Here is a 23,988-nt window from a genome sequence, read left to right on the forward strand (position 1 = left end):
CACCGCCGGATCGCCGCCCGCGCCACCACGGGCTCGGCGCGGGTCACCGGCGACGCCACCGCACCACCCGTGACGCGGGCCGGCAGCACGCTCCTGGAGCACTGGCGGGCCAGGTCCCGCCGGTTCCTCCGCACGCGGCGACGGCGGGGGCGTTCCCCCTTACGCCTCCGGCAACGGGCTCGGCGGGATCCCGCCGTGGCGGATTCCGGCGGTGGCGCCGCCCGGTCCGGCCGGACCAGCGAAACCACGTCGGCGTCCCGGCATCTGCCAGGCAGACACGGGTCGTTAGGATCCGCACGCAGTGGCAACAGGGGGGACTGGGATGCTGGCGAACACACCATTTCGCATCATCGAGGTGCTGGGATCGTGCCAGGTCGGCACCGTCTGGTCGGCCGTCGACGTGCAGGGCCGGCCGCTGACGGTGGCGGTACTGACCGCCGGTAACGACGCGCGCTGGCGGGACGCGTTCGCCGCCGCGGCGAACTCACCGGATCAGCCGCGGCCCGGCCCGCCCTTCCTGTACGCGGACTTCACCGCCGCCGAACCGTGGGTGGCCTGCCCGGCCGACGACGGGCCCGGCGCGGAGCGCATCTTCCTCTCCCTCGGCCAGCAGTACCGTCCGGTCGCACCGGGCACCGGCGAGACGCCCGCCGCGAACGCGGCGCCCACCGCTGTGGACGGGCCGCCCGCCGACGGCACGGCCGATGCGATCATCGCGCCGGGCCCCTGGACGACGCCGCCACAGCAGCCGGTCTCGCCGTCTCCGAGCCACCCCGGCCCGGCGGCCGACCGGCCCACGTCGGGCGGCCCGGTGTCCGGCCCGCCGGTGTCGAGCCCACCCGTATCCGGGCAGCCGTTCGCCTACGGCAGCCCGGTCTCCGGCCCTCCGGTGTCGAGCCCACCCATATCCGGGCAGCCGTTCGCCCATGGCGGCCCGCGCACGCCCATGCCGGACATGGAGGATCCGTTCACGTCACCGGTGCGGCGGATTCAGCCGGTGCCGCCCAAGCCGCGGCGCACCGGTCGATGGATCACGATCGCGGTCGTGATCGGCGTGCTGGTCGCCGGCTCCGGCGCCTTCGCCTGGCAGTGGGCGCTCGGCGGCGACGAGTCGCCCGAGGGCGTCCTGCAACCGACGGCCGCCGCCGAGTCCGCGTCCGCGTCCGCTTCGGTCCCGGTCCCACCGCCGCGGGCGCCGGGCATCGAGCCGCCCAAGGCCGGCGAGTGGCCGGGCGCCTGGCCCCGGTTCACCCCCACCGACCGGATCCGCACCCTCACCGGGCTGGAGGGGGTCGGCTTCACTCTCAAGATCCCGATGTCCTGGCAGTGCGTCCTGGACGGGCGCGGGGCGGGTTTCACCCGGTATCGATGCGGGCTGGCCGCCGGCGACGATCTGCAGACCGGCGGTGAGCTGATCGTCCGCGACTGCCCGGACGGGTGCCCGAAGGACCGGCAGACGACGATGCGCCAGGCCGAGGAGGCGTGGGGTCTACAGTGGATCGGCGCCGGGCCGACTGCCGCGTACGCGGAGTCGAGCACGTTGCAGATCGACGGAGAGCAGCAGTACGGCCTGGTCGTCGTGGCGTTCTGGCGCGGCGGCAGCGAGGGCGCGATCGACCGGCAGGTGGTGCTGCGGATGACCGCTCCGGTGGACGGCGCCGGACAGCTCCGCCGGGTGGCCAACTACGTCCGCGACACCACCCTGTTCTGAGTCGGCTCGGCCGGCCCACCGCCCACCGGCGCGGCGGGCCGGCTCGGTCCCAGCCGCACGATCAGCACCAGCGGCAGCCAGGTCAGGTATCCGGTCAGTGTGGTGGACACGTGCGACGCCTCCAGCAGCGACACGAGGGCCAGCGCGACCAGGAACAGCACCGGGGCCGGCTGACCGGCGCGGGCCGGCGCCAGCGACTGTCGCCAGGCCAGGACCACCAGTCCGGCGAACAGCACCGCCGCCAGCAACCCACCCACGACCAGCAGGTGCACCGAGACGTTGTGCCCGTGGGTGAACCGGCCGCCGAGCGCGTCCGTGAGCTCGGGACGGTCGAAGACGCCCGGACCCCAGCCCAGTAGCGGCCGGTCGGCCCACCGGTCCAGCAGTGCCTGCCAGATCCGGCCGCGTTCGGTGAAACCCTCCGGGTCCCGGGTCAGCAGCGGCACCACCACGACCAGTGCGAACCCGCCCGCCACCGGGGCCGACAGCAGCCAGGTGCTACCGCGCCACCGCCGCGGCGCGTACCGGATCAGCAGGTGGACGAGCAGGACGGCGGCCACCGCCAGTTGGGCGGTGCGCGCGCCGGTCCACGCCACGGCCAGGAGCACGACCAGCAGCATCCCCCCACGCACCAGTCGGGAGCGGACGCCGAAGACGAACGGAAGGCTCAGCGCCAACCCGATGCCGAGCACGTTGGAGTGCAGGAACGGGCCGGCCAGCAGACCGCCGAGCAGCACGCTCTTGTCGCCGGCCGCCTCGCCGGAGATCAGGGCGAGATCCGGGCGGAGCACCGCCATGAGGATCGAGACGACCGCCGAGGCCGTGCCCAGGGCTCCGATCGCGATCAGCACACGCGGGTCCGGCGGGCACAACCACAGCGCCGTCGCCGCCAGCAGCAGCGCCAGCGTCACCAGGCCGGGCGGTTGCTGGTTGACCAGGCCGGCCACGGTGATCGCGGCCAGCGGCCCGAGCACCACCATCAGCCACGGCCATCGGTCCGGCCGGCCCCGCAGGACGCCGACCGCGGCCAGGGCGGCGGCGACCGCGACGAAGGCGAGGCTGATGGCGTCACCGAGGACGTCAGCCACCCCGGGCACGGCGTCGTCCGGGGCGTTGAACGCCGGCCGGCCGCTGATGGACATCTCCACCAGGCTGGGCACGACCGTACGCAGCCACGCGAGGCTCAACAGGACGACGGCGCCGGCCGTGCCCACGCCGGTACCGCGGGCCAGTGCGGTCACGCGGGCGACCGCCGGATTGCGCCGCATCCAGTCCCACGCGGCCGCGATGTCGTCGGCGTACGGAACGGTCAGCATGCGCGGCGTCCACCCCGGCCCGCCCCGGACGACGGCCCACACGGCCACGGCGAGCGAGACCCCGTAGCCGGCGAGGCTGGCGACGGCCGCGCCCACCGCCCCGAGCGGCGCCAGGACCAGCAGCAGGACGATGCCCACTACCGCACCCGCGACCAGGGCGGCGGACGAGCGGCCCGGCCGGCCGTCGGCGAGCAGGACGGCGCCCATGATGACCACGCTGGTGTACAGCACGGTGGCGGCGCACAGGATCACGGTGGGCAGCACGGCCGGGGCGAAGGCGCCGCCGAAGACCCACGGCACGGCCAGCGGGGCGGCCGCCGCCAGCGCAGCGCAGGCGACCAGCGAGGCGAGCGTGGCCAGCCGCGCCGGCCGGGCGGCCAGGCGACGGTCCGCCGCCGACGGCCGGCCCATCAGCACGGTACGGGCGGCGACGCCGATCACCATGGGAATCTCCGCGACCGAGACGGCGACAGCGTAATAACCGAGCTCCTTCGCTCCGATCACCGGCAGTCCGATGATCTGGTCCAGGCGGGCGGTGGAGATCCCCGCCAGCACGCCGGGCAGGCACATCAACGAGTACGCGAGCAGCGAACGGACGGGCACACCCTGGTCGGCTCGGGAATCGGCCGGAGGTCCGGCCCGCAGGAGGCGGGCGAGCCCGAGGGCGAGGCCGGCCAGTACCGACGCCAGGAACAGCAGCCCGGCCCAGAACACGCTGAGGTCGAAGGCAAGACAGGCGATGACGACCAGGACGGTACGGACCAGCGCCGGCACCACCTTGACCAGGTTGACCCCGCGAATGTCCGATGCACCGGTCAGCGCGCCGATGAGCAGGTTGGCCAGGATGTGCGCGGGTGCGAACAACGCCAGCACCAGCAGCTGGTCGTGGTGGCCGCGGTCGTCGGCGAAGACGAACAGGCCCACCACGGCGAGCAGCGCCACGCCGACCAGGCCCAGCGGCACCGCGGCGACCAGGCTGACCGTGGCCGCGGCCCGCCGGGACAGCCGGCCTTCGCGCAGGTGGTAGGCCAGTGCGTCCTGTAGTCCGGCCGTGCCCAACCATCCACAGACGATGATCGGCAGGGTGAGCGCGGCGTACAGGCCGCGCCCCTCGGGCCCCAGCTCCCGGGACAGAAACGGGCTCGTCAGCAGGCCGCTGAGCGGAATCAGCAGGTTGGCCAGGGTGGCCGACGCCATCTTGCGGGTGGACATCAGCACCCCTCGGCCGCGGGCGTGCCGGCCGCATCCAGATATCCGCAGCGGGTCAGCGACCGGACCAGCCGCTCGGCGAAACGCTCTTCGGAGAGTTCGGCGTGGATCAGGCGCGGGCCCTCGACGGCCATCGCGTCCAGGTCCGCCCGGGAGGTGCCGAGGATCGCCTCGGCCAGCCCCTGGGGGGTGTCGGCGATCCGCACCGCGGCCGTGGCCGGGACACCCTCCGCGCCGATCGTCGTGCTGAACACCGGTACCGCGTGGGCGAGCAGGGTCAGCGTCTTGAGCTTGACCCCGGCACCGCTCCACAGCGGCACCACCGCCGCTGCGGCGCGGCCCAGAACCGGGCGCAGGTCCTCGGCGTAACCGGCCACGGTGACGCCGTCGTACGCCGCCAGGTCCGCCCGGGACCGGTCGGTCAGCCCGGATCCGACCAGCGTCAACGTATAGCCGGCGCGACGCAGCGGCGTCCAGCCCTCGGCCAGGAAGCGGCGCAGGCCCAGCAGGTTGGAGCGGTAGGCGAAGCTGCCCAGCCAGACGAGCGCTCGCGCGGCCGGCTGCGGCGTGTGCCAGGCCGGGATCGGCACGCAGCTGGCCAGCGTGAAGCTCGCGGTCCGGCCGTGCCACCGCAGCAACCGTGCGGCCTCCGCATCACTGGTGACCGACACCGTCTCGCAGCAGGCCAGCGCCGCCGCCTCGAACCGGGTGGACGCGGTCACCAGGTGCCGGGCCCGCAGCCGGTGCGGGACGCCGGACGCCTCCGCGACGTCCTGGCGGGTGCTGTCGGCCAGCACGTTGGCCTTGTCCCAGTGCCAGCGCAGCCGGGTGCCCGGCAGGTACGCGCCGGCGGCCTCGCCGATGGCCAGCCCGAGGCCGGTCCGGGCCCGCAGGCGCGCGTGCATCGGCCGGCTGTACCGGCTGCGTACCCACGGCGGCATGCCGGCGGCCAGCGCCTCCGGGTACCGTCCGGCCGGTCCGAGCCGGCCCAGCCGGTACGGGGTGGCCGGGAAGTCCTCGACCCGCACGCCTGGCAACATCTCCCTCAACTCGTCGACCTGTTCCTGGGTGGTCTCGGCCCGGCGCACCACGAGCAGGGTGTACGCCCGTACGCGCGCCAGCGCCCGCAGCATCATCAACACCCGCACCGGGTCGCCCCGGTCCGCCGGCAGCGGAAAGTAACTGCACACGACGGTCAGGTCCATCGACGCCTCCGCCGGTCACGGGCCACCGTCCGGTTCGACGGGCGGGCGAGACCGTACCAGGTCGCCAGCAGCCGCTGCGCCTGCAACTGCGGCGAGAACTCCGTCGCGACCCGCCCGGCCAGCAGCTCCGCCCGGTGCGCCGCCCGATCCGGGTCGTCGATCACCTGCGCGACCGCCTCGGCCAGAGCGGCCGCGTCGTCCGGTGGCACCAGCCGGCCGCTGTCGTCGTCGACCAGTTCGGGGATGCCGGAGACGGCGGTGGTGACGACCGGGACGTGACGGCTCGCGGCCTCCATCAGGAAGACCGGAATGCCGTCGAGGTCGCCGTCGGCGTCGCTGCGGCAGGGCAGCACCGCGACGTCGGCTACGGCCAGTGCCCCGACCGCGGTGCTGTGCGGCACGGCCCCGTGGAAGGTCACCGCGGCGCCGGCGCCCCGGTCGGCGGCGAGGCGCTCCAACCGGGCCCGCAGGGGGCCGTCGCCGTACACGTCGTAGGTCACGTCACGGCCGGCGGCGACGAGCCGGGCCACGGCCTCGATCACGGTGTCGATGCCCTTCTTGCCGACCAGCCGGGCGACGGTGACGAGCCGGGTGCCGGAGCCGCCGCGGCTCGCCGCCCGGGGCGTCATGACGCCGTCGAACGCGGCGCGGACCACCCCGTGCGGCACCCGGGTCATCGGCACTCCCCGCTCGGCGAGCTGCCCGGCGGTCGCGGCGGAGATGACGAAGAGGTGGCTCAGCGCGAGCAGCCGGCGGCGCAGGGCCGCCCGGTGCCGGTCCAGCAGGAAGTCGGCGGCGTGGGCGGTGGCCGTCACCGGCACGCCGAGGTCGCGGGCGACCAGTACGGCGATCGCGGTGGGCAGGTTCACGAAGTGCGCGTGCACGATGTCCGGGCGGGCCGCCGCGACCGCCGGGGCGAGGCGGATCGCGGTGGCGGCGGCCAGCCAGGCCCGCGCGCCGTACGAGAGGCCGAGCGTGCGGACACCGCGCAGCAGCCGGACCGGGTGCCGGGCCGCGACGCGGGCCAGCAGGGCGGCGCCGGCCGCGCGCCCGCCGCCGGCGTCGGTGGCCGGGAAGACGTCGACCGCCGCGCCGGTGGCCCGCACCGCGCGTATCTCGGAGTCGACGAACGTCTCGCTGTAGCCGGTGGGACGGGCCAGCACGTAGGCGATCCGCAGCTGTGGCCGGTCCACCGTCGCGCCGGTCACGCGGCCGCCCGTCCGCCCGGGACGGCGGATCGCCGCGCCACCGCGCGGAAGAACTCGCCGTGCGCGGCCGCGCACTCGCGGTCGGTGAGGATGCCGGTGGTCCGGAACGCCGCGGCGGCGAGGCGGGCGCGCACCTCGTACGACTCGGCCAGGCCGGTCAGCGCCGCGGCCAGCGCCGCCGGATCCCCGGGCTCCACCAGCAGCCCGTTGACGCCCGAGGTGATCCACTCCCCGGGCCCGCCGCCGGCCGACGCGATCACCGGCCGGCCGTACGCGAGGCCCTGGAGCACCGTCTGGCCCAGCGGCTCCGGCCGGGTGGAGGCGTGCACCACGACGTCCACGGAGTCGAGGAAGGACGCTACGTCGTCCACGTGCCCGAGGAACGTCACCTGGCCGGAGATGCCCAGTTCGCCGGCCCGCCGGCGCAGTTGCTCGGCGTACCCGGCCGCACCGAACAGGGCGGCGCCGGCGAGGTGGGCGCGCACGTCCGTGCCGGCGAAGGCGCGGGCGAACGCCTCGAGGAAGACGTGCTGTCCCTTCCACGGTTGCAGGCGTCCGAGCATGCCCACCGTCCGTACGGTCCGGCGGACGGTGGGTGCGGTGGCCGGCCGGGTCAGTCCGATCGGGCTGGGGATCACCACGCCGGGCACCGCGGGGCTGAGCCGGCCGGCCGCCGACTCCAGCGTGGACCGCGAGTTGGCGATCGCACCGGCGGCCCGGCGCAGCCCCGTCCCGGAGAACGCGGCGAGGGCGAAACGGCCCAGGCTGTCCGCGGTGACCAGGTCACGCAGGTGCACGACCAGCGGCACGGACGTACCCCGGAGGGCCAGCGCGCACATGATCGCGGCGGCCGCGGTGTTGGCGTGCACGACGTCGGTCTCGCCCAGCAGCGAGCTGGACCGCAACGCCCGGGCGCCGGCCCGCAGCGCCGCCAGGTAGCGCACGGCGAGCACCGGGTCGCGGCCGCGGGTGCCGCCGGTGGGCAGGTCGGGCAGGCACCGCCGGACCTCCACACCGCGGCGTTCCAGCTGCGCGAACGCGTCCCCGGCCGCCGGCGCACAGACGGTTGCCGACCAGGGCGGCTCCTGCGACAGCAGGCGTGCCAGCGCCAGCTCGGCTCCCCCGGCATGCGCGGTGTGGCTGACATGCAACACGCGCAGCGGCGCGTCAGCCGCACTCATGGTGTATCCACGCGGTCAGCTTCTCCTCGAACGCCCGCCGCGAGAACGTCGCCGCGTTCGCCGTCATCCGCTCCGGGGACAGCTCCGCCGTCCGCCGTACCAAAGGAGCCAGGACGCGCGGGTCCGTGTCGTCGGTGAGCAGGCCGGTCTCCCCGTCCACCACCGTGTCCAGCAGTCCGCCGCGGCGCAGTCCCAGCACCGGCGTACCGCAGGCCTGCGCCTCGACCGGGACGATGCCGAAGTCCTCGTGCACGGGGAAGACCAGCGCCCGCGCGCCCCAGTACAGCCGCCGCAGCCGTTGCGGGCCGGGCCGGACCTCGAAGGTGACCGGAACGCCGGCCCGCGCGGCGAGGCGGCGCAGATGCGCCTCCTCCGGTCCCGATCCCGCGATCACCAGCGGCAGCCCGGCGGCGTCCGCGACCGCGATGATCAGGTCGAATTTCTTGTACGGGATCCACCGCCCGACCCCGAGCAGGTAGTCGCGCGGCTGCGCCCGGTCGGCCGCCGGCGCCGCGGTGTAGAAGTCCACGTCGACCGGCGGATTTATCACCACGGCGTCGCGCCGCCAGTGCTGCCGGATGCGATCGCGCACCTCACGGGAGTTGGCGGCGTAGCTGTGCACGTGGCGGCTGAGTCGCACGTCGGCGCTCTGCAGGACGCGGCGCGGCCCGGCCAGCAGGCGGCCGCTGCCCCGGCCGTCGAAGTCCGGGCTCCACACGTACCGGGCGGGCGAGTGCACGTAGCTGAGGTAGCGGGTCCGTTCGGGGGGACCGAGCCGTACGGTGTGCGCGAAGGCGTGGCTGGAGGAGATGACCACGTCGAACCGCTCGCGGGTCAGCGTGCGCCAGACCAGCGGCATCACCGGCAGCGCGGCCGCCTTGGCCGCTCGCAGCGGGGTCCGGGCCAGCCAGGACTCGCGCAGCCCGGGCTCGGTCACGTCGCGGTCCTTCCACAGCACGAACCGCTGCCCGTGCGGGACGAGCTCGGCGATGTGCCGAAACACGCTCTCCGAGCCGCCGGTAGCGCCGTACCACTCGTGCACGAGCGCGACGGAGCGCCCGTCGAGCGGCCGGTTCCGCTGCTGCGGTTCCGCGTCATGGCCGTGCCCAGCGGTCGTCACCCGGTCCTCCCCCGACATGGACACGACGGTCCGGTGCGGGATGCTACCGCAGGCCGGCCAGCGCTGACCGCCGCCATGACCTTGGCGTCGGCCACCGCGGGTGACGCGGCTCACCGGCCGTCCGATGGTGATCCACAGCATCGCTTCCGGGCGCGGCGGCCGGTTACGCCGTGAGGTATCGTGCGGTGGTGTCCGATGACGTAGCTCTGCTGCTGCGTCGTGCCGGATTCGGCCCGACCGCGGCGGAGCTGGCCGCGGCGCGGAAGGCGGGCTTTACCGCCACCGTGTCCACGACGCTCTTCCCGCCGGGCCCGGACATCGGTGCGAGCAGGGCGCCTCTCCCCCAGCTCGGCCGCGACCCGTACGCCGGCCAGAAGAACCCGTCCGACGCGCAGCGGGCCGCCGCCGACGAGCGGCGCCGCGAGCAGGCCGAGCAGCTCAGCCGCTGGTGGCTGGACCGGATGACGGTCGCCGACCACCAGGCCGCGGAGAAGCTGGTGTTCTTCTGGCACGGGCACTGGGCGACCTCGATCACGAAGGTCAAGAGCCCGCAGCTGATCCTCGCGCAGCACCGCACGATGCGTCAGGCCGGCGACATCGGCGCGCTGGCGCACGGCATGGTCGTCGACCCCGCCCTGGTCCACTGGCTGGACGGGCAGCTGAACGCCAAGGACGCGCCGAACGAGAACCTCGCCCGGGAGTTGTTCGAGCTGTTCCTGCTCGGCATCGGGCAGTACGGCGAGACCGACGTGAAGGAGGCCGGCCGGACGCTGACCGGCTGGCAGATCGACCTCGGCGGCGAGCGGACGGTGTTCGACCCGCGCCGCCACGACCCCGGCACCAAGACGGTGCTGGGCGTGACCGGCCGGCACGACGCCCACGCCCTCGTCGAACTGCTGCTCCGGAACCCGGCGTGCCCCCGCTTCATCGCCTCCCGGCTGTGGTTCCGCTACGCCTCGTCCGCCGTCCCGATCCCGGCGGACGTACAGGAACGGATGGCCGCCGAGTTCCCCGACCCCAGGGCCATGCTGCGGGTGCTCTTCACCGAGGACGCGTTCCGGGCCACCGCCGGCACGATGGTCAAGCAGCCGGTGGAGTGGCTCGTCGGCGCGATGCGCCAGCTCGGCCTGAAACCCGCCGACGCACCAGCCGAGACCATGACCCAGATCCTGGACGGCCTCGCCGGTCTGGGCCAGCGCCCGTTCACCCCGCCCAGCGTGGGCGGCTGGCCGTCCGGCGCCGCGTGGCTGACCTCCGCCGCCGCCCACGTCCGGCTGACCCTGGCGGCCAAGCTGGTCAGGCTGCTCGATCCCGGCCGGATGAGCCCGGAGGACGTCGCATACCTGCTGGGCCTCGACCGGTGGACCAACCGGACGCACGCGGTGCTCCGCGAGGTGACCAACACCCGGCTGTTGCTGACGCTCGGCCTGGTGAGCCCGGAATACCTGGTGACCTGAGATGGGCCTGGTGACCTGAGATGGACGTGGTGACACGACGCCGGTTCCTGCTGGCCTCGGGCGTGGCCGGCGGCGCCGCGCTGGCGGCCGGCGCCGCCGGGCTGAGCCTGGCCGAGCTGCTGCGCACCGCCGACCGGGAACCGTCGCCCACCTCCGGCGGACCGGCCAAGGTCGTGCTGGTGACGCTGTACGGCGGCAACGACGGGCTGAACACCGTGATCCCGTACGCCGACCCGGGCTACTGGGCGGCGCGTCCCGAGCTGGCCTACCAGCCGGAGGAGGTGCTCCGCCTCGACGACGCCCTCGGGCTCAACCCGATGCTGACCGGCCTCCGGCGGATGTGGGACGACAAGCGGCTGGCCATCATGCTCGGGGTCGGCTACCCGCGACCCGACCGCAGCCACTTCCGGTCGATGGACATCTGGCAGACCGCCTCCCCGGCCGAACCGGTCAGCACCGGCTGGGTGGGGCGCTGGCTGGACGGCACCAACGCACCGCTGGAGGCGGCGGTCAGCTTCGAGTCCGTGCTCCCGCCCCTGCTGGTGGGCCGGTCACGCATCGGTGCCTGCGTGAGCTACCGGGGCCTGACCCTGCCGTCGTGGGTCAACGCCGACCTGGTGACGGCGCTGGGCCGGGCCGAACCGGGCGAGCCGGAGTTGCAGCGCCACGCCGCGGCCTCGTACGGCGACCTGGTCACCATGGCCCAGGTCCTGCAGGAGACCGACCACCCCGGCACCACGGCCGACGCGACGCTCGACGCACCGACCGCGGCGACCGGAACCGGCGGGGGCAACGCGCTGGCCGCTCAGCTCGCCCTGGTGACCCGCTGCATCGAGGCCGGCGTGCCCACCCAGGTCTACTCGGTGAGTCTCGGCGGGTTCGACACCCACGCGGAGGAACGCACCGGGCACGAGGCGCTGCTCAAGCAGCTGGACGACGCGCTGACGACCTTCGTCGCCGCGATGGCGCGCACGCCCGCCGGGCAGGACGTCACGGTGGTCGTCTACAGCGAGTTCGGCCGGCGGGTGCGCGCCAACGCCTCCGACGGCACCGACCACGGCACGGCCGGCCCGGTGTTCGCGCTGGGACCCCGGGTGGTGGGCGGGCTGTACGGCGAGCAGCCGAGCCTGGTCGACCTGGACGACGGCGACCTCAAGGCGTCGACGGACTTCCGCGCGGTCTTCGGCACCGTCCTGGCCTCCGTGCTGCAGGCCGATCCCGCCCAGTACATCGACGGGTACCGCGGGTCGCTCCTGCCGTTCATAGCGCCGGCCTGATCGCGACCCGCCGATCAGCGACCGCCGCCGCGCAGCACCTCCGCGATCGTGCGCAGCACCACCTTGACGTCCAGCCAGAGCGACCAGTTCTCTATGTAGTAGTTGTCGAACCGCGCCCGATCGGAGATCGGCGTGTCGCCGCGCAGGCCGCTGACCTGGGCAAGCCCGGTCAGCCCGACGGGAACGCGGTGCCGCATGGCGTACTCGGGCAGCTCCGCCGAGAACTTCTCGACGAAGTACGGGCGCTCGGGCCGCGGCCCCACCACGGTCATGTCACCGCGCAGGATGTTCCAGAACTGGGGCAGTTCATCCAACGACGTACGGCGCAGGAACCGGCCCACCGGTCCCACCCGGTCGTCGTTCGCGACGGACCATCTGGTGTCGCCGTCAGTGGCGGCATCGCCGGCGGCGACGCGCAGGGTACGGAATTTGATCAGCTGGAACGGCTTCCCGTACCGCCCGATGCGCTCCTGCCGGAAGAAGATCCCCCGGCCCAGGGTCAGCCGGGTGGCGATCGCGCACAGGGCGAAGACCGGGCTCAGCACGAGCAGCGCGAGCGAGGCGACGACGACGTCCGAGGCCCGCTTGAGCACCCAGCGCGGGCCCCCGAAGACGGTGTGCCGGATGTGGACGACGGGAATCGCGCCGATATGGTCGGGCACCCGGCCCTGCAACCGGGACCCCCACAGCAGCGGCACCATCCACAGGTCACAGGCCGCGCACACCGGGCTGCGCAGCAGTTCCATCAGCTCCGCCTCGGAGCATCGCGGCTCCGCGACGACCAGCACGTCCGCTTCCACCATCTCGATCGCCTGCTCGATCCCGGCCAGCGTGCCGACCAGCGGCGGCCCCCCGGCCTCCGACGGCTCCCCGGCCGCCGGCGGATCGTCGACGCAGCCGACGAACCGCAGGCCGTAACGCGGGTTGCGACGCAGCAGACGGCCGAGTTCGGCGGCCACCGGCCCGCTGCCGACGACCAGCGCGTTGTGTGACACCCAGCGCCGCCGGCGGGCGATCACCACCATCGTCCTGGTGATCGCCCGGCCGACGATGACCAGCGCAGCCGAACAGGCCAGCCAGCGCATCATGCCGGTGACGTAGTCGACCGAGTCGTGCCGCATCGCCGCGATGATCGCCACGATCCCGGCCGAGGCCAGCAGCCGGCCACAGAGGCTGGGCAGCTCGTCCAGCACGCTCACCTGACGACGCGGCCGGTAAAGCCCACCCGCCGCGAAGATCGCAACCGTCAGCCCCGCCGCGAACAGCGTGCCGCGCCAGTAACGGTCGGTGAACAGCAGCGGGAACAGCAGCGCGGCAACGTCCACCGGCGCCGCGACCATCCAGGCACGCAGGCCCTGGGTACGCGTGGCGGCGCGGGACACCGCATAGGGAAGCACCACGGTCGGCGCCGCACCGTCCCGCCGCGGGTCCGCCGCCCGGTCACCTTCGCCCGTCCGGGGGCCAGGTATTCGCGCCCCCGAATCATCCACCGCTTTCCCGACACCGACCGATGCACTCGACATACCCATGGGCCCCCCGTGGCCATTGCCGCGTATCACGTTCGCTCAGGCGGCACACAGCAGGATACGGCGGCCGGCTCGCGCTGTGTAGACGGCTTCTGTCATGTTCAGGCGGGCTCGTCCGGTCCCGCCCGGAGCACGGCGGACGGCCGATTCCGGCGACGGATCAGCGAACACCGGCCCTCGATGCGCCGGCAACCCGATTATCGGACACGCTGTCGAGCCGGCCGCTGCACGCGATCGGCGCACCGCGCGCGGATCAGCCCTGATGACGATTGTCACTGTTCCGGGAGATAACCGGCGACGGGCGTGCCTACGCTGATGCGGCCCTCCGGGATCGATGGCCCGGCCGTCGGATGCCCCCGCGCCCACCGGTCGGCGCGGGGGTGTTGCTCGACGTCTCGTTCACCGTGCTGTTCTGGCTCGTCTTCGGCCTGTCCAGCCTCATGGTCGCGGGTCCGGTGGGGCTGGCCGTGGCCACGGCCACGATCGTCGCGCTGGCCGTGCGGCGGCGGCACCCCGCTGCGGTGCTGGGCTGGTCGGCCGCGATGTTCGCGGTGCAGCTGCTGGTCGTGCCGATCCCGTTGCCGGCCAACGCCGCCCAGACGGTCGTCGTCTACACGGTCGCCGCCCGGGTGATGTCGGCGCGCGTACGGCTGTTGGCTCTGGGGTCCGCGGTGACCGGCTGCCTGGCCGGCGGTACGGTTCATGCCGGCCGCGATCGCGGTGGCGCGACCGGAAAGGCGTGCGAACAAGGGGATCCTGCTTTCTGAGGCGTCGCGCCCAGTGTTCGCGTTCGGCGGTGGACTGCCTTCCACCCGCGATCGGAACCCTCGCCACCGCCTCCACCACCGGTGCTTGTCCCGGCGGCGGGCCTCCTCAGCCGCCCGGCCCGTGGCGCCGTGCCGCACGCACGGCACGACCGACGCGGCAGGACCTTCTCCCGCCGGCGCCGGAGCGCGACACCAAGATCGTTACCTAAGGGCACCCAAGACTGATCCTCATCTCCGGCGACCCAGCCGGGCCGCCCGAGAACACGAGCCTGCCTACCGGCGCCCGCCCGCTATGGAACCCAGTCGTGCTGTGCAAGCTCGAGCAGTCGCGCCGCGAGCACGCGGCCGACGGTCGTCTGGTCACCCTCATCGTCGACCACCGGGAACGGCAGCGCCGACGCGGCGGCGGCTGCCGCGAGGATCGCCAGGCCCGAGTCGCCGGTGACGTTCAGCACCGTTCTGCCGGCCCGGCACATTGCCTCGGTGCCTTCTCGATACCAGGCAGTGGCCCCGCTTTCTCCCAGCGGAAAGTCAAGCCGGCTGTGCCACAGCGCGGTCAGCACCATGTCGGTCCCGCGCTCCGTGGTCAGCTCCGCGAGATCGCGAACGATCTTCTCAATAACCGGATCGGGTGACACGTCGGGTTCGTCGTCATCCTGGTCGCCGGTCGTCGGCTTCGTCGTGGGCTCCACGCCGAGGTCAGCGTGTGACCAGAACTCCGGTGTGACGATTGCCGGTTCGGGCAGCCCGGCGGCTATGCCGGCCACGGAGGTCTCCATCGGGGAAGCGTTGAGCAGGCCGAGAAACAGAAGCCGGGTCAGCGCGGACAGTGGCAGCCTGCTGTCCTCGTGCCAATGTCCCGGTTCCCATTCCGGCTCGGCGGTGGCACGGTGGGCCAGCTGCTCGAACAGGTTCACCGCGTGGGTGGTCGTGTGTTCGCGCGGGACATATCGCTTTGCCTGCGCCGTACTTGCCGCATTTTTCGTAGCCCGCCACGCCAGGCTGTACAGCTCTCCCAGTGTCCGCACCGAGCCGGCCTTGTCCGCTGCTGCGAGCAGACGGGGACGGTGGTTGTCAGGTACAGGCGGCAGGTTGAACTCGGTGAGCCGGAACTCGAAATAGCGGACGGTCTCGCGCACCAGCACCTTGATGATCAGGTCTAGAAGTTGCTCTTGCCTCGATGCCGACATGCGCGCCGGGTCGAGCCGGCGAACCAGATGCTCGTCCAGCTGGTCGGCCCCGGCCCTCGCCGTAGGCCCGTAAGGGCTGTACCACAAGACCGCCGGAGGATGAATTCGTCGGATCACAGGCGGGGGAAGAACCTCCAGGACCGATTCCCATGATGCTTGCTCCACCACGTCGAGCTCGTCCTGGAGCGAGGACTGCCAGCTGAAGGCCGACAGGGCACTTCGCGGGTCCACTCGCAGCAGCTCCCCGTGCAACCATCCCGCGGCCAGGTCACGAGTCCAGTTCTCGTCTGGGCTCAACGGCATCGACCACGTGTCCAGCGGTGGGATGGGCTGCGTTCCGGAGGCGAACCGCAGGCAGGCGAGAGTGGCGGCTTCCGTCTCGACGGGCAGTTCCATCGGTACGGTCATGTGCAGTTGTACGGGGTACTTCGCATAGACGGCCTGCCGTCGGCGATCGTCCCACTCCTTGGCGACGGCCCGCTGCAACGTGCTGGCCCGTTGCCGTTGGATCTCGGCTTGCCGCCGTGCGGTGGAGGCCGGGTCCGACTCCCGCGCTACCGCAAGCCGCATGTCCTCGTCACAGGCGGCGCACCCGGATCCGGGCCCTCCGGCACGTACCAGCTCCTCGAATGCCGTTCGTGATCTCGGCTGCCAGGGCTGCTCGCCGCATGTACCGCAGCTGACGCCGGCTACCTCAGCGATGACGCCGGCGGCGGCCGTCACGTGCGGACGCGACCCACCACCGACGGCGCCGGCTTTCTCGGCCCATACCACTCGGTCACGTTCGTCGAGCCCGGCAGCGGTCCAGTAGCGGCGGCCGACCGCAATCAAGTCTTCGGTCGCGCCTGGACGCGGCGTCAGCATGACCGAGAACGGCAGCGGACGTGCCCCTTGATCGCTGCTGTGCGCGGTGGTCACGGTGATGGCCATACCGGACATTATCGGTCCGGTCGATGCCGGCTGAGCAACGTGGCCCCTGTGCCGTCACCTCGGCTGTGGACAATTGGGTGCGGTGTCCGTTCGCCTACGGCGGCCGGCTGTGGGCGGCGGACCTGGCCGGCAACCCGGCGGACGAAATGATCGATCAAGGCTGTCGCTGTGTTCAGCCGGGGTTGCTGATGAGCGGTCACAGATCAGCGCGTGAGCCGGGCGGCCTTCGATCGCGGTCATCGAAATCCTCCGGCCCAGCCGGCACGACGCCGGTGGCCGCGTCGTCGACCGCGCCGGTGGGCGTGCTCGAGGCGCGGTCCGGGCCGTTCGAGGTCCCGTCGAAGGGGTTCTACGGCGAGCACCCGATGTGGTACTCGAACGGCACGACGAAGGCGACGATCTGGCCGGGGATCCGCGTGGGCGTGCCGAATGCCGTTCGACGGCCCTTACCGCCTTTCCGTGACGGATCGGGACAACGGCCGCTACATCACCCAGGCCGAGCTGGAGCGGACCGTGGACGCATGACGTTCGCGGACCCGGACGACCCGTCCACCTGGACGCCGGTAGCCGAGGCGTTCGCCGGCGCGGCGATCCGTTGAACCCGGCGCATGTTCGCCGGATCCAATCCCAGCGGGGCAAGAATTCCTCCGTTGTACTCGCCGCGGCGGCCGCGAACCGGGCCTCCTGCCGCAGCACATCCCGGTCGGTACTCGTCCGGCCCAGGCGGCGGGCCTGGTGCCGCTCGCGGGCTGCCGGCCGGGCGGTACGCCCGGCCGGCAGCGCCGACGCGGTAGAGGCCGTAGCGTTCCCCCAGATCGCGGCACGCAGCCTGGGCCCGCCACCGGTCGCGCCGAGCCCGTTCGGTACGCCGGTCCTTCCGCACCAGCGCGGCCACGATGTGAATGTGGTCGGCGCCGTGCCGCACCGCTACCCACCGCACCGCACCGGCATCGCCGTACCGTGCGAGTCCGATCTGCGCCATCGCCTCCCCGGCGATCCGCCCCCACGCCTCGTCGCTCAACACCCGATCACACGGATGGGTACGGCTCGAGCAGTGCCAGACCGGCCTGTCCGGCGGATTTCGGCCGCGGCTGCTCCAGCACCGCGGTCAGCATCCGGAAGTCCCGCGGCCCGTCCGGCCCGGCCGCGGGTTCGACCGCGGCGAGCGGCCCGGCGCCGTGCCAGGCGGCCACGAGCCACGGATCGACGTGCTCCTCCCACCGGCCCGGCCCGCAGCGGTAACACAGCAGCCCACCGACCCGCCGCCCGCGCACTGCCTCTTCCACCGGATGCCGACCGCGCCCGGTCGAGATCCGGCAGCCGGACGCATAGCCTCCTGCTCCCCGCCCTCGGGCCGCCCGGTTCGCGTACCTTGGAATCTTGCCGCCGGTGCGCCGGATGCGATGCTGTCCGGTGTGCAGTACGCCTGGGTGGTCCGTGGACGTTGGGAATCGGCAGACCTGACGCGGACTCCTGCCACGCGCGCCGGACGGTCCCGACGACTCCCACAACTTCCGGGCCCGCCACCATCCCTTTCCACGCACCCGGGATGGCACCACTCGCTGCTTGGCACAAGGGTGTTCCGGAGGGCCGCACGGTATAACGACTGCGGCGCGGTGTCGTCCTTACCTCGCCTGCCACCTGCGAACTCGTTCGCGAACCACGGATACCGGATAATCAAAAAGGGCCGCCGATCTGGGCTTCCCCCGGATCCAGCGGCCTTTCTTCGTTTGTCGGGACGGCCGGATTTGAACCGACGACCCCCTGACCCCCAGTCAGGTGCGCTACCAAACTGCGCCACGTCCCGCCCGCCGCCGGAATCGCTCCCCGCGGCAGTGCACATAGCCTAGCGCAGCCCTCCCCCACACCACACGCACCCCCTCCACCCCAGCTATGACCCCAAGGGGATTACCCACCAGTAGCCTCCCCGGGCCACGATGACGACGCGCACCTCCAACGCCGTCCATCGATATAAGGAGCCCGCCGTGCCCCTCCCGCACCGGCGCCTGATCGCCGCCACCGTCCTGGCGGCCGCCCTCACCCTGACCGGCCAGACCGTCGCCTCGCCGGCGCTGGCCGCCAACCCCTACGAGCGTGGCCCCGCCCCGACCACCGCCGGCATCGAGGCCGCTACCGGGCCGTTCGCCACGGCCCGGCTGACCGTCGCCCGGTCCAGCGTCTCCGGGTTCGGCGGCGGCACGATCTACTACCCGACCAGCACCGCCGAGGGCACGTTCGGCGCGGTCGCGATCTCCCCGGGCTTCACGGCCAGCCAGTCCTCGGTCGCCTGGCTCGGACCGCGTCTCGCCTCGCAGGGCTTCGTCGTGATCACGATCGACACCCTGAACACGCTCGACCAGCCGGCCTCCCGCGGCACCCAGCTGCTCGCGGCCCTGGACTACCTGACCCGCACCAGCGCGGTCCGTACCCGGATCGACGCCACCCGGCTCGGCGTCATGGGGCACTCGATGGGCGGCGGTGGCAGCCTGTCGGCGTCGGTGACCCGGCCGTCGTTGCAGGCCGCGATCCCGCTGACGCCGTGGCACGGCACCAAGTCGTGGTCGTCGGACCGCGTACCCACGCTGATCATCGGCGCCGAGAACGACACGGTCGCGCCGGTCGCCTCGCACTCCGAGCCGTTCTACACGAGCCTGCCGTCGACGCTGGACAAGGCGTACCTGGAGCTCAACAACGCCTCGCACTCGGCGCCGACGTCGACGAACGTGACGGTCGCGAAGTACAGCATCTCCTGGCTCAAGCGTTTCATCGACAACGACACCCGTTACGAGCAGTTCCTCTGCCCGGCGCCGACCGGTTCCGCGATCCAGGAGTACCGCGACACCTGCCCGCACTCCTGACCGCACACACAGCGGCGCCTCCCACGTCGTCGTGGGAGGCGCCGCTAAGTGAGGTTCGGGCGACGGTCAGAGCGCCCGGTGGCCGCGACGACCGCCGACACCGGCGACGATCGCGACGCCGATCGCGGCGAACGCGACCTGGAAGATGATCTCCCACCAGTCGATGCCGCGGGTCTCGGCGAGGCCAGTGAAGCGGGCCAGGGCCGTGCCGAGCAGGGCCGCGACGACACCGATGACGAGCGTCAGCCACAGGGGGATGTTCTGCTTGCCGGGGACGACGAGGCGCCCCAGCGCACCGATGATGAGACCCACGATCAGCGCGGTGATGATGCCGGTGACGGTCACGTTGCTCTCCTTTGACCATCCAGTGGTCCCGGGGCGACTCGGGGGTTCGAGCCGCGCTCTCCTGCCGGTAACCGGCCCCAGCCGGTCGACAGATGGATTCCCGCCCTCGCCGATTTTCAATCCACGAAGTCTGAGAACTTCCTACATCGTTTAGGTGACCGCGACCACACCACCAAAAGCCACACATTCATCTTCCCGCTCCCGGCGTGGTGCGGCCCGCACGCTCGGAGCGGGCCAACCGCGCGGAGGCCTCCGACTCCGCTGACAGCTCCGCTCCGGCCGCCGCGCCGGAGCCGGTCCCGCCGCCGGTCACCGAGAACCCACGGTGGCGGGGTCCCGGCCGCGGCCCGGGTTCCGCACCGGGCCCCGCCGGTCGCCTGCGGTGGCGGACGGCGCCGGAGCGACTAGGCTGATCTTTCCTATGACCAGTGACAACAGCCGCGGCGCGACCGTCGGCCTGCGCTCGGAGCGTGGGCCGATCCTGCTGGCTCTCATGCTCTCCACCGGGCTGATCGCCATCGACACGACCATTCTGGCCACCGCGGTGCCGAGCATCGTGGGTGAGCTGGGCAGCTTCGACCAGTTCCCGTGGCTGTTCTCCGTATACCTGCTGACCCAGGCCGTGTCGGTGCCGATCTACTCGCGGCTGGCCGACACGGTGGGGCGCAAGCCGATCATCCTGGTCGGCATCGCCGTGTTCCTTATCTCCTCGGTGCTGTGCGCGGCGGCCTGGAACATGACCGCGCTGATCGCGTTCCGGGCGTTGCAGGGGCTGGGCGCGGGCGCGATCGCGCCGGTCTCCGTGACGATCATCGGGGACATCTACTCGGTCGAGGAACGGGCCAAGGTCCAGGGGTACATCGCCGGGGTCTGGGCCACCGCGGCCGTGCTCGGGCCCACGGCCGGTGGCCTGTTCGCGCAGTTCGCGTCGTGGCGGTGGATCTTCCTGGTGAACGTGCCGCTGTGCGTGGCGGCCGGATGGATGCTGCTGCGCGCGCACCGGGAGACGGTGGAGCGGCGCGAGCACCACATCGACTACGCGGGCGCGGTGACGCTGACGGTCGCGCTGACCGCGCTGATGCTGGCGGTGCTGGAGGGCGGCAACGCGTGGGCGTGGCGGTCCGTGCCGAGCGTGGCCATGTTCGCGGTCGGCGCGGTCGCGCTGGCCGGGTTCGTGCTCATCGAGCGCCGGGCCGCGGAGCCGATCATCGATCTGGATCTGCTGCGCCGGCCGATCATTCTCAGCACCACCTGCGTCGGGTTCGGCGTCGGCGCGATGCTGATCGGCGTCACCAGCTTCGCGCCCACCTACCTGGAGAACTCGATCGGTACCGCGCCGCTGGTCTCCGGGCTGGCGGTGGCCGCGTTCACGATCGGCTGGCCGCTGGCCGCGAGCAACGCCGGCCGGCTCTACCTCAAGTACGGCTTCCGGACCACGGCGATCGTGGGCAGCGGGATCGCCACCGCCGGCGCGGTCGCGCTGGCGGTCACCGCGGCCTGGCCGAGCCCGTTCACGGTCGCGGCGGTCACGTTCGTCATGGGCTTCGGCCTCGGCTGGACCGCGGTGCCGACGCTCATCGCCGCGCAGTCCTCCGTCGGCTGGGAGCAGCGGGGCGTGGTCACCGGCGGGAACATCTTCGCGCGTACGGCCGGCAGCGCGGTCGGCGTGGCCGTGCTCGGCGCGATCGCGACCGGCATCATCGCCGCGGGCGCCGGTGAGCACGACTTCGACACCATCGTCTCCGCCACCACCTGGGTCTTCGCGTCCGTGGCGGTCGCGGCGGCGCTGACCGTCGCCGCGGTCCTGGCGATGCCGCGGACCCGGTCCGATCAGAACATTTGATCGACTCGTAGTTGATCAACTACACTCCGCGCCCGTGAAGAACACTCGCCTGCTGGCGTCCACTGTTTTCTGCGTCTCCGTTCTCGCGCTGTCGGCGTGCGGCGGCGACTCCGACACCGCCGAGACCGCCGCTCCGGCGCCGTCGGCGGCCGCCACCACCGGTGCTCCGGCCACCGCCTCTGCGGCGCCCGCCGCCGCGGCCGCGTCCGACAAGGACATCTGCCAGTCGGCCGTGAAGGCCACCACCGCGTTCGGGGAGAAGCTCGCCGAGTCGCTGAAGGCCGGCCAGGAGTTCGGCGACGCGGAGATCAAGGCGGCCTGGACCGCCATGGCCACCGAGCTGAAGGTCGCCGAGGGCGGCACCAGCGACGTGGCGAAGGCCGCGCAGTCCGTGCAGGCCGAGCTCACCAAGGCCGCCGCGGCCACCGACGTGGCAGCGGCCGAGGAGTCCCCGTCGTACCAGAAGGCGGTCACCGACCTCGAGACCGCCTGCAAGGCCGAGGGCGTCGACCTCAACGCCTCCTGACCCCGGCACCGCCCGCTACCGGCACGCGCCGGTGGCGGGCGCTACCAGAGCACGGCGGGTACGGACACCGGTGACTCGTTGCCGGCCGCGTCCCGTGCCGCGATCGTGAAGAAGCTGAAGCCGGTGGGCTCGCGCGGCACCCGCAGTGAGCCGGCGGCCGGTGCGGTGCCGACGAGCACGCCGGGTGCGTGGTAGTCGCCGCTGCGGTAGACGGCGTACTCGGTGACCGCGGTGTCGTCCACGGCCGGGTCCCACGCGACCGTGGCATAACCCGGATCGGCCGCCTGGACGCGCGGGTGGGCGGGTTGCTTCGGATGGTGGGTGTCCGGCGTACCCGGCGCTGGGGTCTCGAATGATTCGGCGGTAACGTCGTCGAAGCTGCCGTCGGTCAGCCCGCCCGCGCCGGACGGCAGCCGGGTGTCGTGGGCGTAGAGCGTCACCGGCACCGGGATGCCGAGCATCTGGCCGGCCAGCAGATCGCCCTTGACCTGGAACGACATGCCCTGCCACGCGCCGGCGCCGAATCCGGTGTAGAGCGCGAGCGTCTCCGCGGTGCCGTCCGCGGCCACGTACTCGATCGCGACCTGGGCGTTGTACCGGATCACCAGGCGGTAGTGGCGGCCGTCCGGCTGGGCGCGAAGGACCAGGCCGGTGCCGGGGCTGTACACGTACGACGTCTGCAGCCCGTAGTCGGTCCACCCGGACGAGCCGGCGATCTCCAGCCGGCCGGTGCCGCGCACGTAGTTCGGCCAGTAGTACGGCCAGGTGGTGGTGGCCGGCTCCCAGCTGCCGACCGGTTGCCAGCCGGCCAGATCCTGGTCGGCGAAGTCGTCGGCGAACAGGTGCGGCGGCGGGCTGCCGGACACCGCGGCGGAGGCCGGGAGCGGGACCAGCACGGCCGCCAGCACGGCGGCGATCACCAGCATTGCCCGGGTACGCATCGCGCCCTCCCTCGTCATCGGCCGGCGCCGATGCTAGCGGCCGCCGGGGACGCCGACCGTGGATTTAGGACGCTCCGACCCGAAGGTCACACTGCGTGGATGCCGCCAATAGCCCCGGAAGCGTATTTGATCAAGAAGTTTTTGATCTAGTAGCATCCCGCGCCGTGAAGAACATCCGCCTCGTGGCGTCCACCGTTTTCTGTGTCTCCGTGCTGGCGCTGACCGCGTGCGGCGACGACTCGACCACCGAGACCGCCGCTCCGGCGCCGTCGTCGGCCGCCGCGACCACCGATGCACCGGCCACCTCCGAGGCGCCGGCCGCCGCGGGCGCGTCCGACAAGGAGATCTGCGAGGCGGCCGTGGCGAACACCAAGGCCTTCCAGAAGAAGACGACCGACGCGCTGGCCGCGGGCAAGACCGTCGGCGACGCGGACGTCAAGGCCGCGTGGTCGGACCTGGCCGGCGTGCTGGCCGTCGCCGAGGGCGGCACCAGCGACGTGGCGAAGGCCGCCCAGGCCTACGTCAAGGAGCTGAACACGGCCGCCGCGGCCGCGGACACCGCCACCGCCGGTGAGTCGCCCGCGCTCGGCAAGGCCAACGCCGACTTCAACGCCGCCTGCAGCGCGGCCGGTGTCGAGACGATCGGCTAGTCACCGCTACAGCCCGCGCAGCGGGCGGGGGTCACCCCACCTCAGAAGCCGCCCGGCACCGCGAAGCCGGGCGGCTTCGCCGTCTCCACCGGCCCGCGCAGCCGCCGCAACCGGTCCGCGCAGCCGCCGCAACCAGCCCGCGCAGCCATCGCAACCGGTCCGCGCAGCTGTCTTCACCGACCCGCGCATCGGTGGTCACGACCTCGTCGGAACCGTCCGCACGGTGCCGGCCCGTGCCCCTCCCTGTGGTCGGGGTGCTCGACCCGCCGCTGCCGGCCGTGAGACGGCAAACCCGCCTCGCCGGTGATCGCGGCGTCAGACCGCGGGCCGGGCCTGGCGCAGCGTGGTCACCATCATGTGCACGGTGCGCGGGCCGGCGACGCCGTCGGTGGGCAGGCCGGCCATGGCCTGGAAGCGGCGGACCGCGCGGGACAGCGCGTCGGGCGAGCCGTCGCCGGTGCCGACCCGCAGCGCCTCGAGCAGGCGCCGGACGGTGCGGTCGTCGGCGGGTGGGTTGGCCGTGTCGTCCACGATTCCGGACAGCGCCCTGGCGAGCGCGTTGATCGTCGTCGTCACCGTCATCGGGTCCTCCCTGGAAGCCGGGGTGCTGTTCCAGGATGCCGAGGTGAACCTGTGCGTACCTCCGGCAAAGGACCTGAACCGGCTGTGGATCCGCTACGACTTTCGGCCGATCCGGACCCGTAAGGAGCCGTTCGGGGGTACGCGTT

General features: G+C 72.8%; 21 protein-coding genes and 1 tRNA gene. 9 read left to right on the forward strand and 13 right to left on the reverse strand.

Annotation, left to right across the window (positions count from 1 at the left end):
- Nucleotides 1-322 precede the first annotated feature (322 nt).
- On the forward strand, nt 323-1,711 hold the full coding sequence (locus J2S42_RS03045) for a hypothetical protein (RefSeq protein ID WP_307234973.1): 1,389 nt from the start codon (nt 323-325) through the stop codon (nt 1,709-1,711).
- Here J2S42_RS03045 and J2S42_RS03050 read toward each other — a convergent pair.
- Genes J2S42_RS03050 through J2S42_RS03070 form a run of 5 tightly spaced genes read right to left on the reverse strand, consistent with a single transcriptional unit; the run spans nt 1,684 to nt 8,950 of the window.
- Nucleotides 1,684-4,239, reverse strand: coding sequence for an O-antigen ligase family protein (locus J2S42_RS03050; RefSeq protein WP_307234975.1), 2,556 nt, complete (start codon nt 4,237-4,239; stop codon nt 1,684-1,686). The genes J2S42_RS03045 and J2S42_RS03050 overlap by 28 nt on opposite strands.
- Nucleotides 4,239-5,441 carry a glycosyltransferase family 4 protein gene (locus J2S42_RS03055; RefSeq protein WP_307234977.1) on the reverse strand — a complete coding sequence of 401 codons (1,203 nt, stop codon included), beginning with the start codon at nt 5,439-5,441 and terminating at the stop codon, nt 4,239-4,241. Before J2S42_RS03055 ends, J2S42_RS03050 begins: the two co-directional genes overlap by 1 nt.
- A complete protein-coding gene (locus J2S42_RS03060; protein WP_307234978.1) occupies nt 5,432-6,649 on the reverse strand; it encodes a glycosyltransferase in 1,218 nt (405 codons plus the stop codon). The genes J2S42_RS03055 and J2S42_RS03060 overlap by 10 nt, the downstream gene beginning before the upstream one ends.
- Entirely contained in the window at nt 6,646-7,830 is a 1,185-nt protein-coding gene (locus J2S42_RS03065) for a glycosyltransferase (protein WP_307234980.1), read from the reverse strand. Before J2S42_RS03065 ends, J2S42_RS03060 begins: the two co-directional genes overlap by 4 nt.
- Complete coding sequence (locus J2S42_RS03070) at nt 7,817-8,950, reverse strand: glycosyltransferase (RefSeq protein ID WP_307234982.1); 1,134 nt, start codon at nt 8,948-8,950, stop codon at nt 7,817-7,819. Before J2S42_RS03070 ends, J2S42_RS03065 begins: the two co-directional genes overlap by 14 nt.
- 188 nt (nt 8,951-9,138) lie before the next feature.
- Between J2S42_RS03070 and J2S42_RS03075 the strand changes: the two genes are divergently transcribed.
- Nucleotides 9,139-10,407, forward strand: a complete 1,269-nt coding sequence (locus J2S42_RS03075; protein ID WP_307234984.1) for a DUF1800 domain-containing protein — start codon at nt 9,139-9,141, stop codon at nt 10,405-10,407.
- Nucleotides 10,408-10,427: 20 nt separating this feature from the next.
- Nucleotides 10,428-11,684, forward strand: a complete 1,257-nt coding sequence (locus J2S42_RS03080) for a DUF1501 domain-containing protein (protein WP_307234986.1) — start codon at nt 10,428-10,430, stop codon at nt 11,682-11,684.
- 14 nt (nt 11,685-11,698) lie between these two features.
- Here J2S42_RS03080 and J2S42_RS03085 read toward each other — a convergent pair whose 3' ends face one another.
- Nucleotides 11,699-13,084 (reverse strand): sugar transferase, encoded by a 1,386-nt coding sequence (locus J2S42_RS03085; RefSeq protein ID WP_307234988.1) that lies wholly within the window; start codon nt 13,082-13,084, stop codon nt 11,699-11,701.
- Nucleotides 13,085-13,560: 476 nt separating this feature from the next.
- Here J2S42_RS03085 and J2S42_RS03090 point away from each other — a divergent pair, with 476 nt between their 5' ends.
- On the forward strand, nt 13,561-13,977 hold the full coding sequence (locus J2S42_RS03090) for a DUF7134 domain-containing protein (RefSeq protein ID WP_307234990.1): 417 nt from the start codon (nt 13,561-13,563) through the stop codon (nt 13,975-13,977).
- Between the two features lie 290 nt (nt 13,978-14,267).
- On the opposite strand, the gene J2S42_RS03095 is transcribed toward J2S42_RS03090, so the two are convergent.
- Nucleotides 14,268-16,097, reverse strand: a complete 1,830-nt coding sequence (locus J2S42_RS03095) for a hypothetical protein (RefSeq protein WP_307234992.1) — start codon at nt 16,095-16,097, stop codon at nt 14,268-14,270.
- Nucleotides 16,098-16,162: 65 nt separating this feature from the next.
- On the opposite strand from J2S42_RS03095, the gene J2S42_RS03100 reads away from it, so the two are divergent.
- Entirely contained in the window at nt 16,163-16,696 is a 534-nt protein-coding gene (locus J2S42_RS03100; protein WP_307234994.1) for a hypothetical protein, read from the forward strand.
- On the opposite strand, the gene J2S42_RS41860 is transcribed toward J2S42_RS03100, so the two are convergent.
- The 3 genes from J2S42_RS41860 to J2S42_RS03110 all read right to left on the reverse strand — a co-directional run bounded on the left by J2S42_RS41860 (nt 16,585) and on the right by J2S42_RS03110 (nt 17,904).
- On the reverse strand, nt 16,585-17,121 hold the full coding sequence (locus J2S42_RS41860; protein ID WP_370879141.1) for a hypothetical protein: 537 nt from the start codon (nt 17,119-17,121) through the stop codon (nt 16,585-16,587). The two genes, J2S42_RS03100 and J2S42_RS41860, sit on opposite strands and share 112 nt — an antisense overlap.
- 4 nt (nt 17,122-17,125) lie before the next feature.
- Nucleotides 17,126-17,383 carry a hypothetical protein gene (locus tag J2S42_RS03105; protein ID WP_307234996.1) on the reverse strand — a complete coding sequence of 86 codons (258 nt, stop codon included), beginning with the start codon at nt 17,381-17,383 and terminating at the stop codon, nt 17,126-17,128.
- Between the two features lie 447 nt (nt 17,384-17,830).
- Nucleotides 17,831-17,904, reverse strand: a tRNA-Pro gene (locus J2S42_RS03110).
- 178 nt (nt 17,905-18,082) lie between these two features.
- Between J2S42_RS03110 and J2S42_RS03115 the strand changes: the two genes are divergently transcribed.
- A complete protein-coding gene (locus tag J2S42_RS03115) occupies nt 18,083-18,955 on the forward strand; it encodes a poly(ethylene terephthalate) hydrolase family protein (protein WP_370879142.1) in 873 nt (290 codons plus the stop codon).
- Nucleotides 18,956-19,021: 66 nt separating this feature from the next.
- On the opposite strand, the gene J2S42_RS03120 is transcribed toward J2S42_RS03115, so the two are convergent.
- Entirely contained in the window at nt 19,022-19,300 is a 279-nt protein-coding gene (locus J2S42_RS03120) for a GlsB/YeaQ/YmgE family stress response membrane protein (protein ID WP_307234998.1), read from the reverse strand.
- Nucleotides 19,301-19,721: 421 nt separating this feature from the next.
- On the opposite strand from J2S42_RS03120, the gene J2S42_RS03125 reads away from it, so the two are divergent.
- Nucleotides 19,722-21,143, forward strand: a complete 1,422-nt coding sequence (locus tag J2S42_RS03125) for an MFS transporter (protein ID WP_307235000.1) — start codon at nt 19,722-19,724, stop codon at nt 21,141-21,143.
- A 34-nt stretch (nt 21,144-21,177) separates the two neighbouring features.
- Nucleotides 21,178-21,669: a hypothetical protein gene (locus J2S42_RS03130; RefSeq protein WP_307235002.1), complete on the forward strand. Its 492-nt coding sequence runs from the start codon at nt 21,178-21,180 to the stop codon at nt 21,667-21,669.
- A 41-nt stretch (nt 21,670-21,710) separates the two neighbouring features.
- On the opposite strand, the gene J2S42_RS03135 is transcribed toward J2S42_RS03130, so the two are convergent.
- The gene (locus tag J2S42_RS03135) at nt 21,711-22,610 is read right to left on the reverse strand and encodes a fibronectin type III domain-containing protein (protein WP_307235004.1); all 900 of its coding nucleotides are present in this window, start codon (nt 22,608-22,610) and stop codon (nt 21,711-21,713) included.
- A gap of 164 nt (nt 22,611-22,774) precedes the next feature.
- On the opposite strand from J2S42_RS03135, the gene J2S42_RS03140 reads away from it, so the two are divergent.
- Entirely contained in the window at nt 22,775-23,260 is a 486-nt protein-coding gene (locus J2S42_RS03140) for a hypothetical protein (protein ID WP_307235006.1), read from the forward strand.
- Nucleotides 23,261-23,575: 315 nt separating this feature from the next.
- On the opposite strand, the gene J2S42_RS03145 is transcribed toward J2S42_RS03140, so the two are convergent.
- Nucleotides 23,576-23,842: a peptidoglycan-binding protein gene (locus tag J2S42_RS03145; protein ID WP_307235008.1), complete on the reverse strand. Its 267-nt coding sequence runs from the start codon at nt 23,840-23,842 to the stop codon at nt 23,576-23,578.
- Between the last annotated feature and the right edge of the window lie 146 nt (nt 23,843-23,988).

The sequence above is a fragment of the Catenuloplanes indicus genome (assembly GCF_030813715.1).
In the GTDB taxonomy this organism is placed as follows: domain Bacteria; phylum Actinomycetota; class Actinomycetes; order Mycobacteriales; family Micromonosporaceae; genus Catenuloplanes; species Catenuloplanes indicus.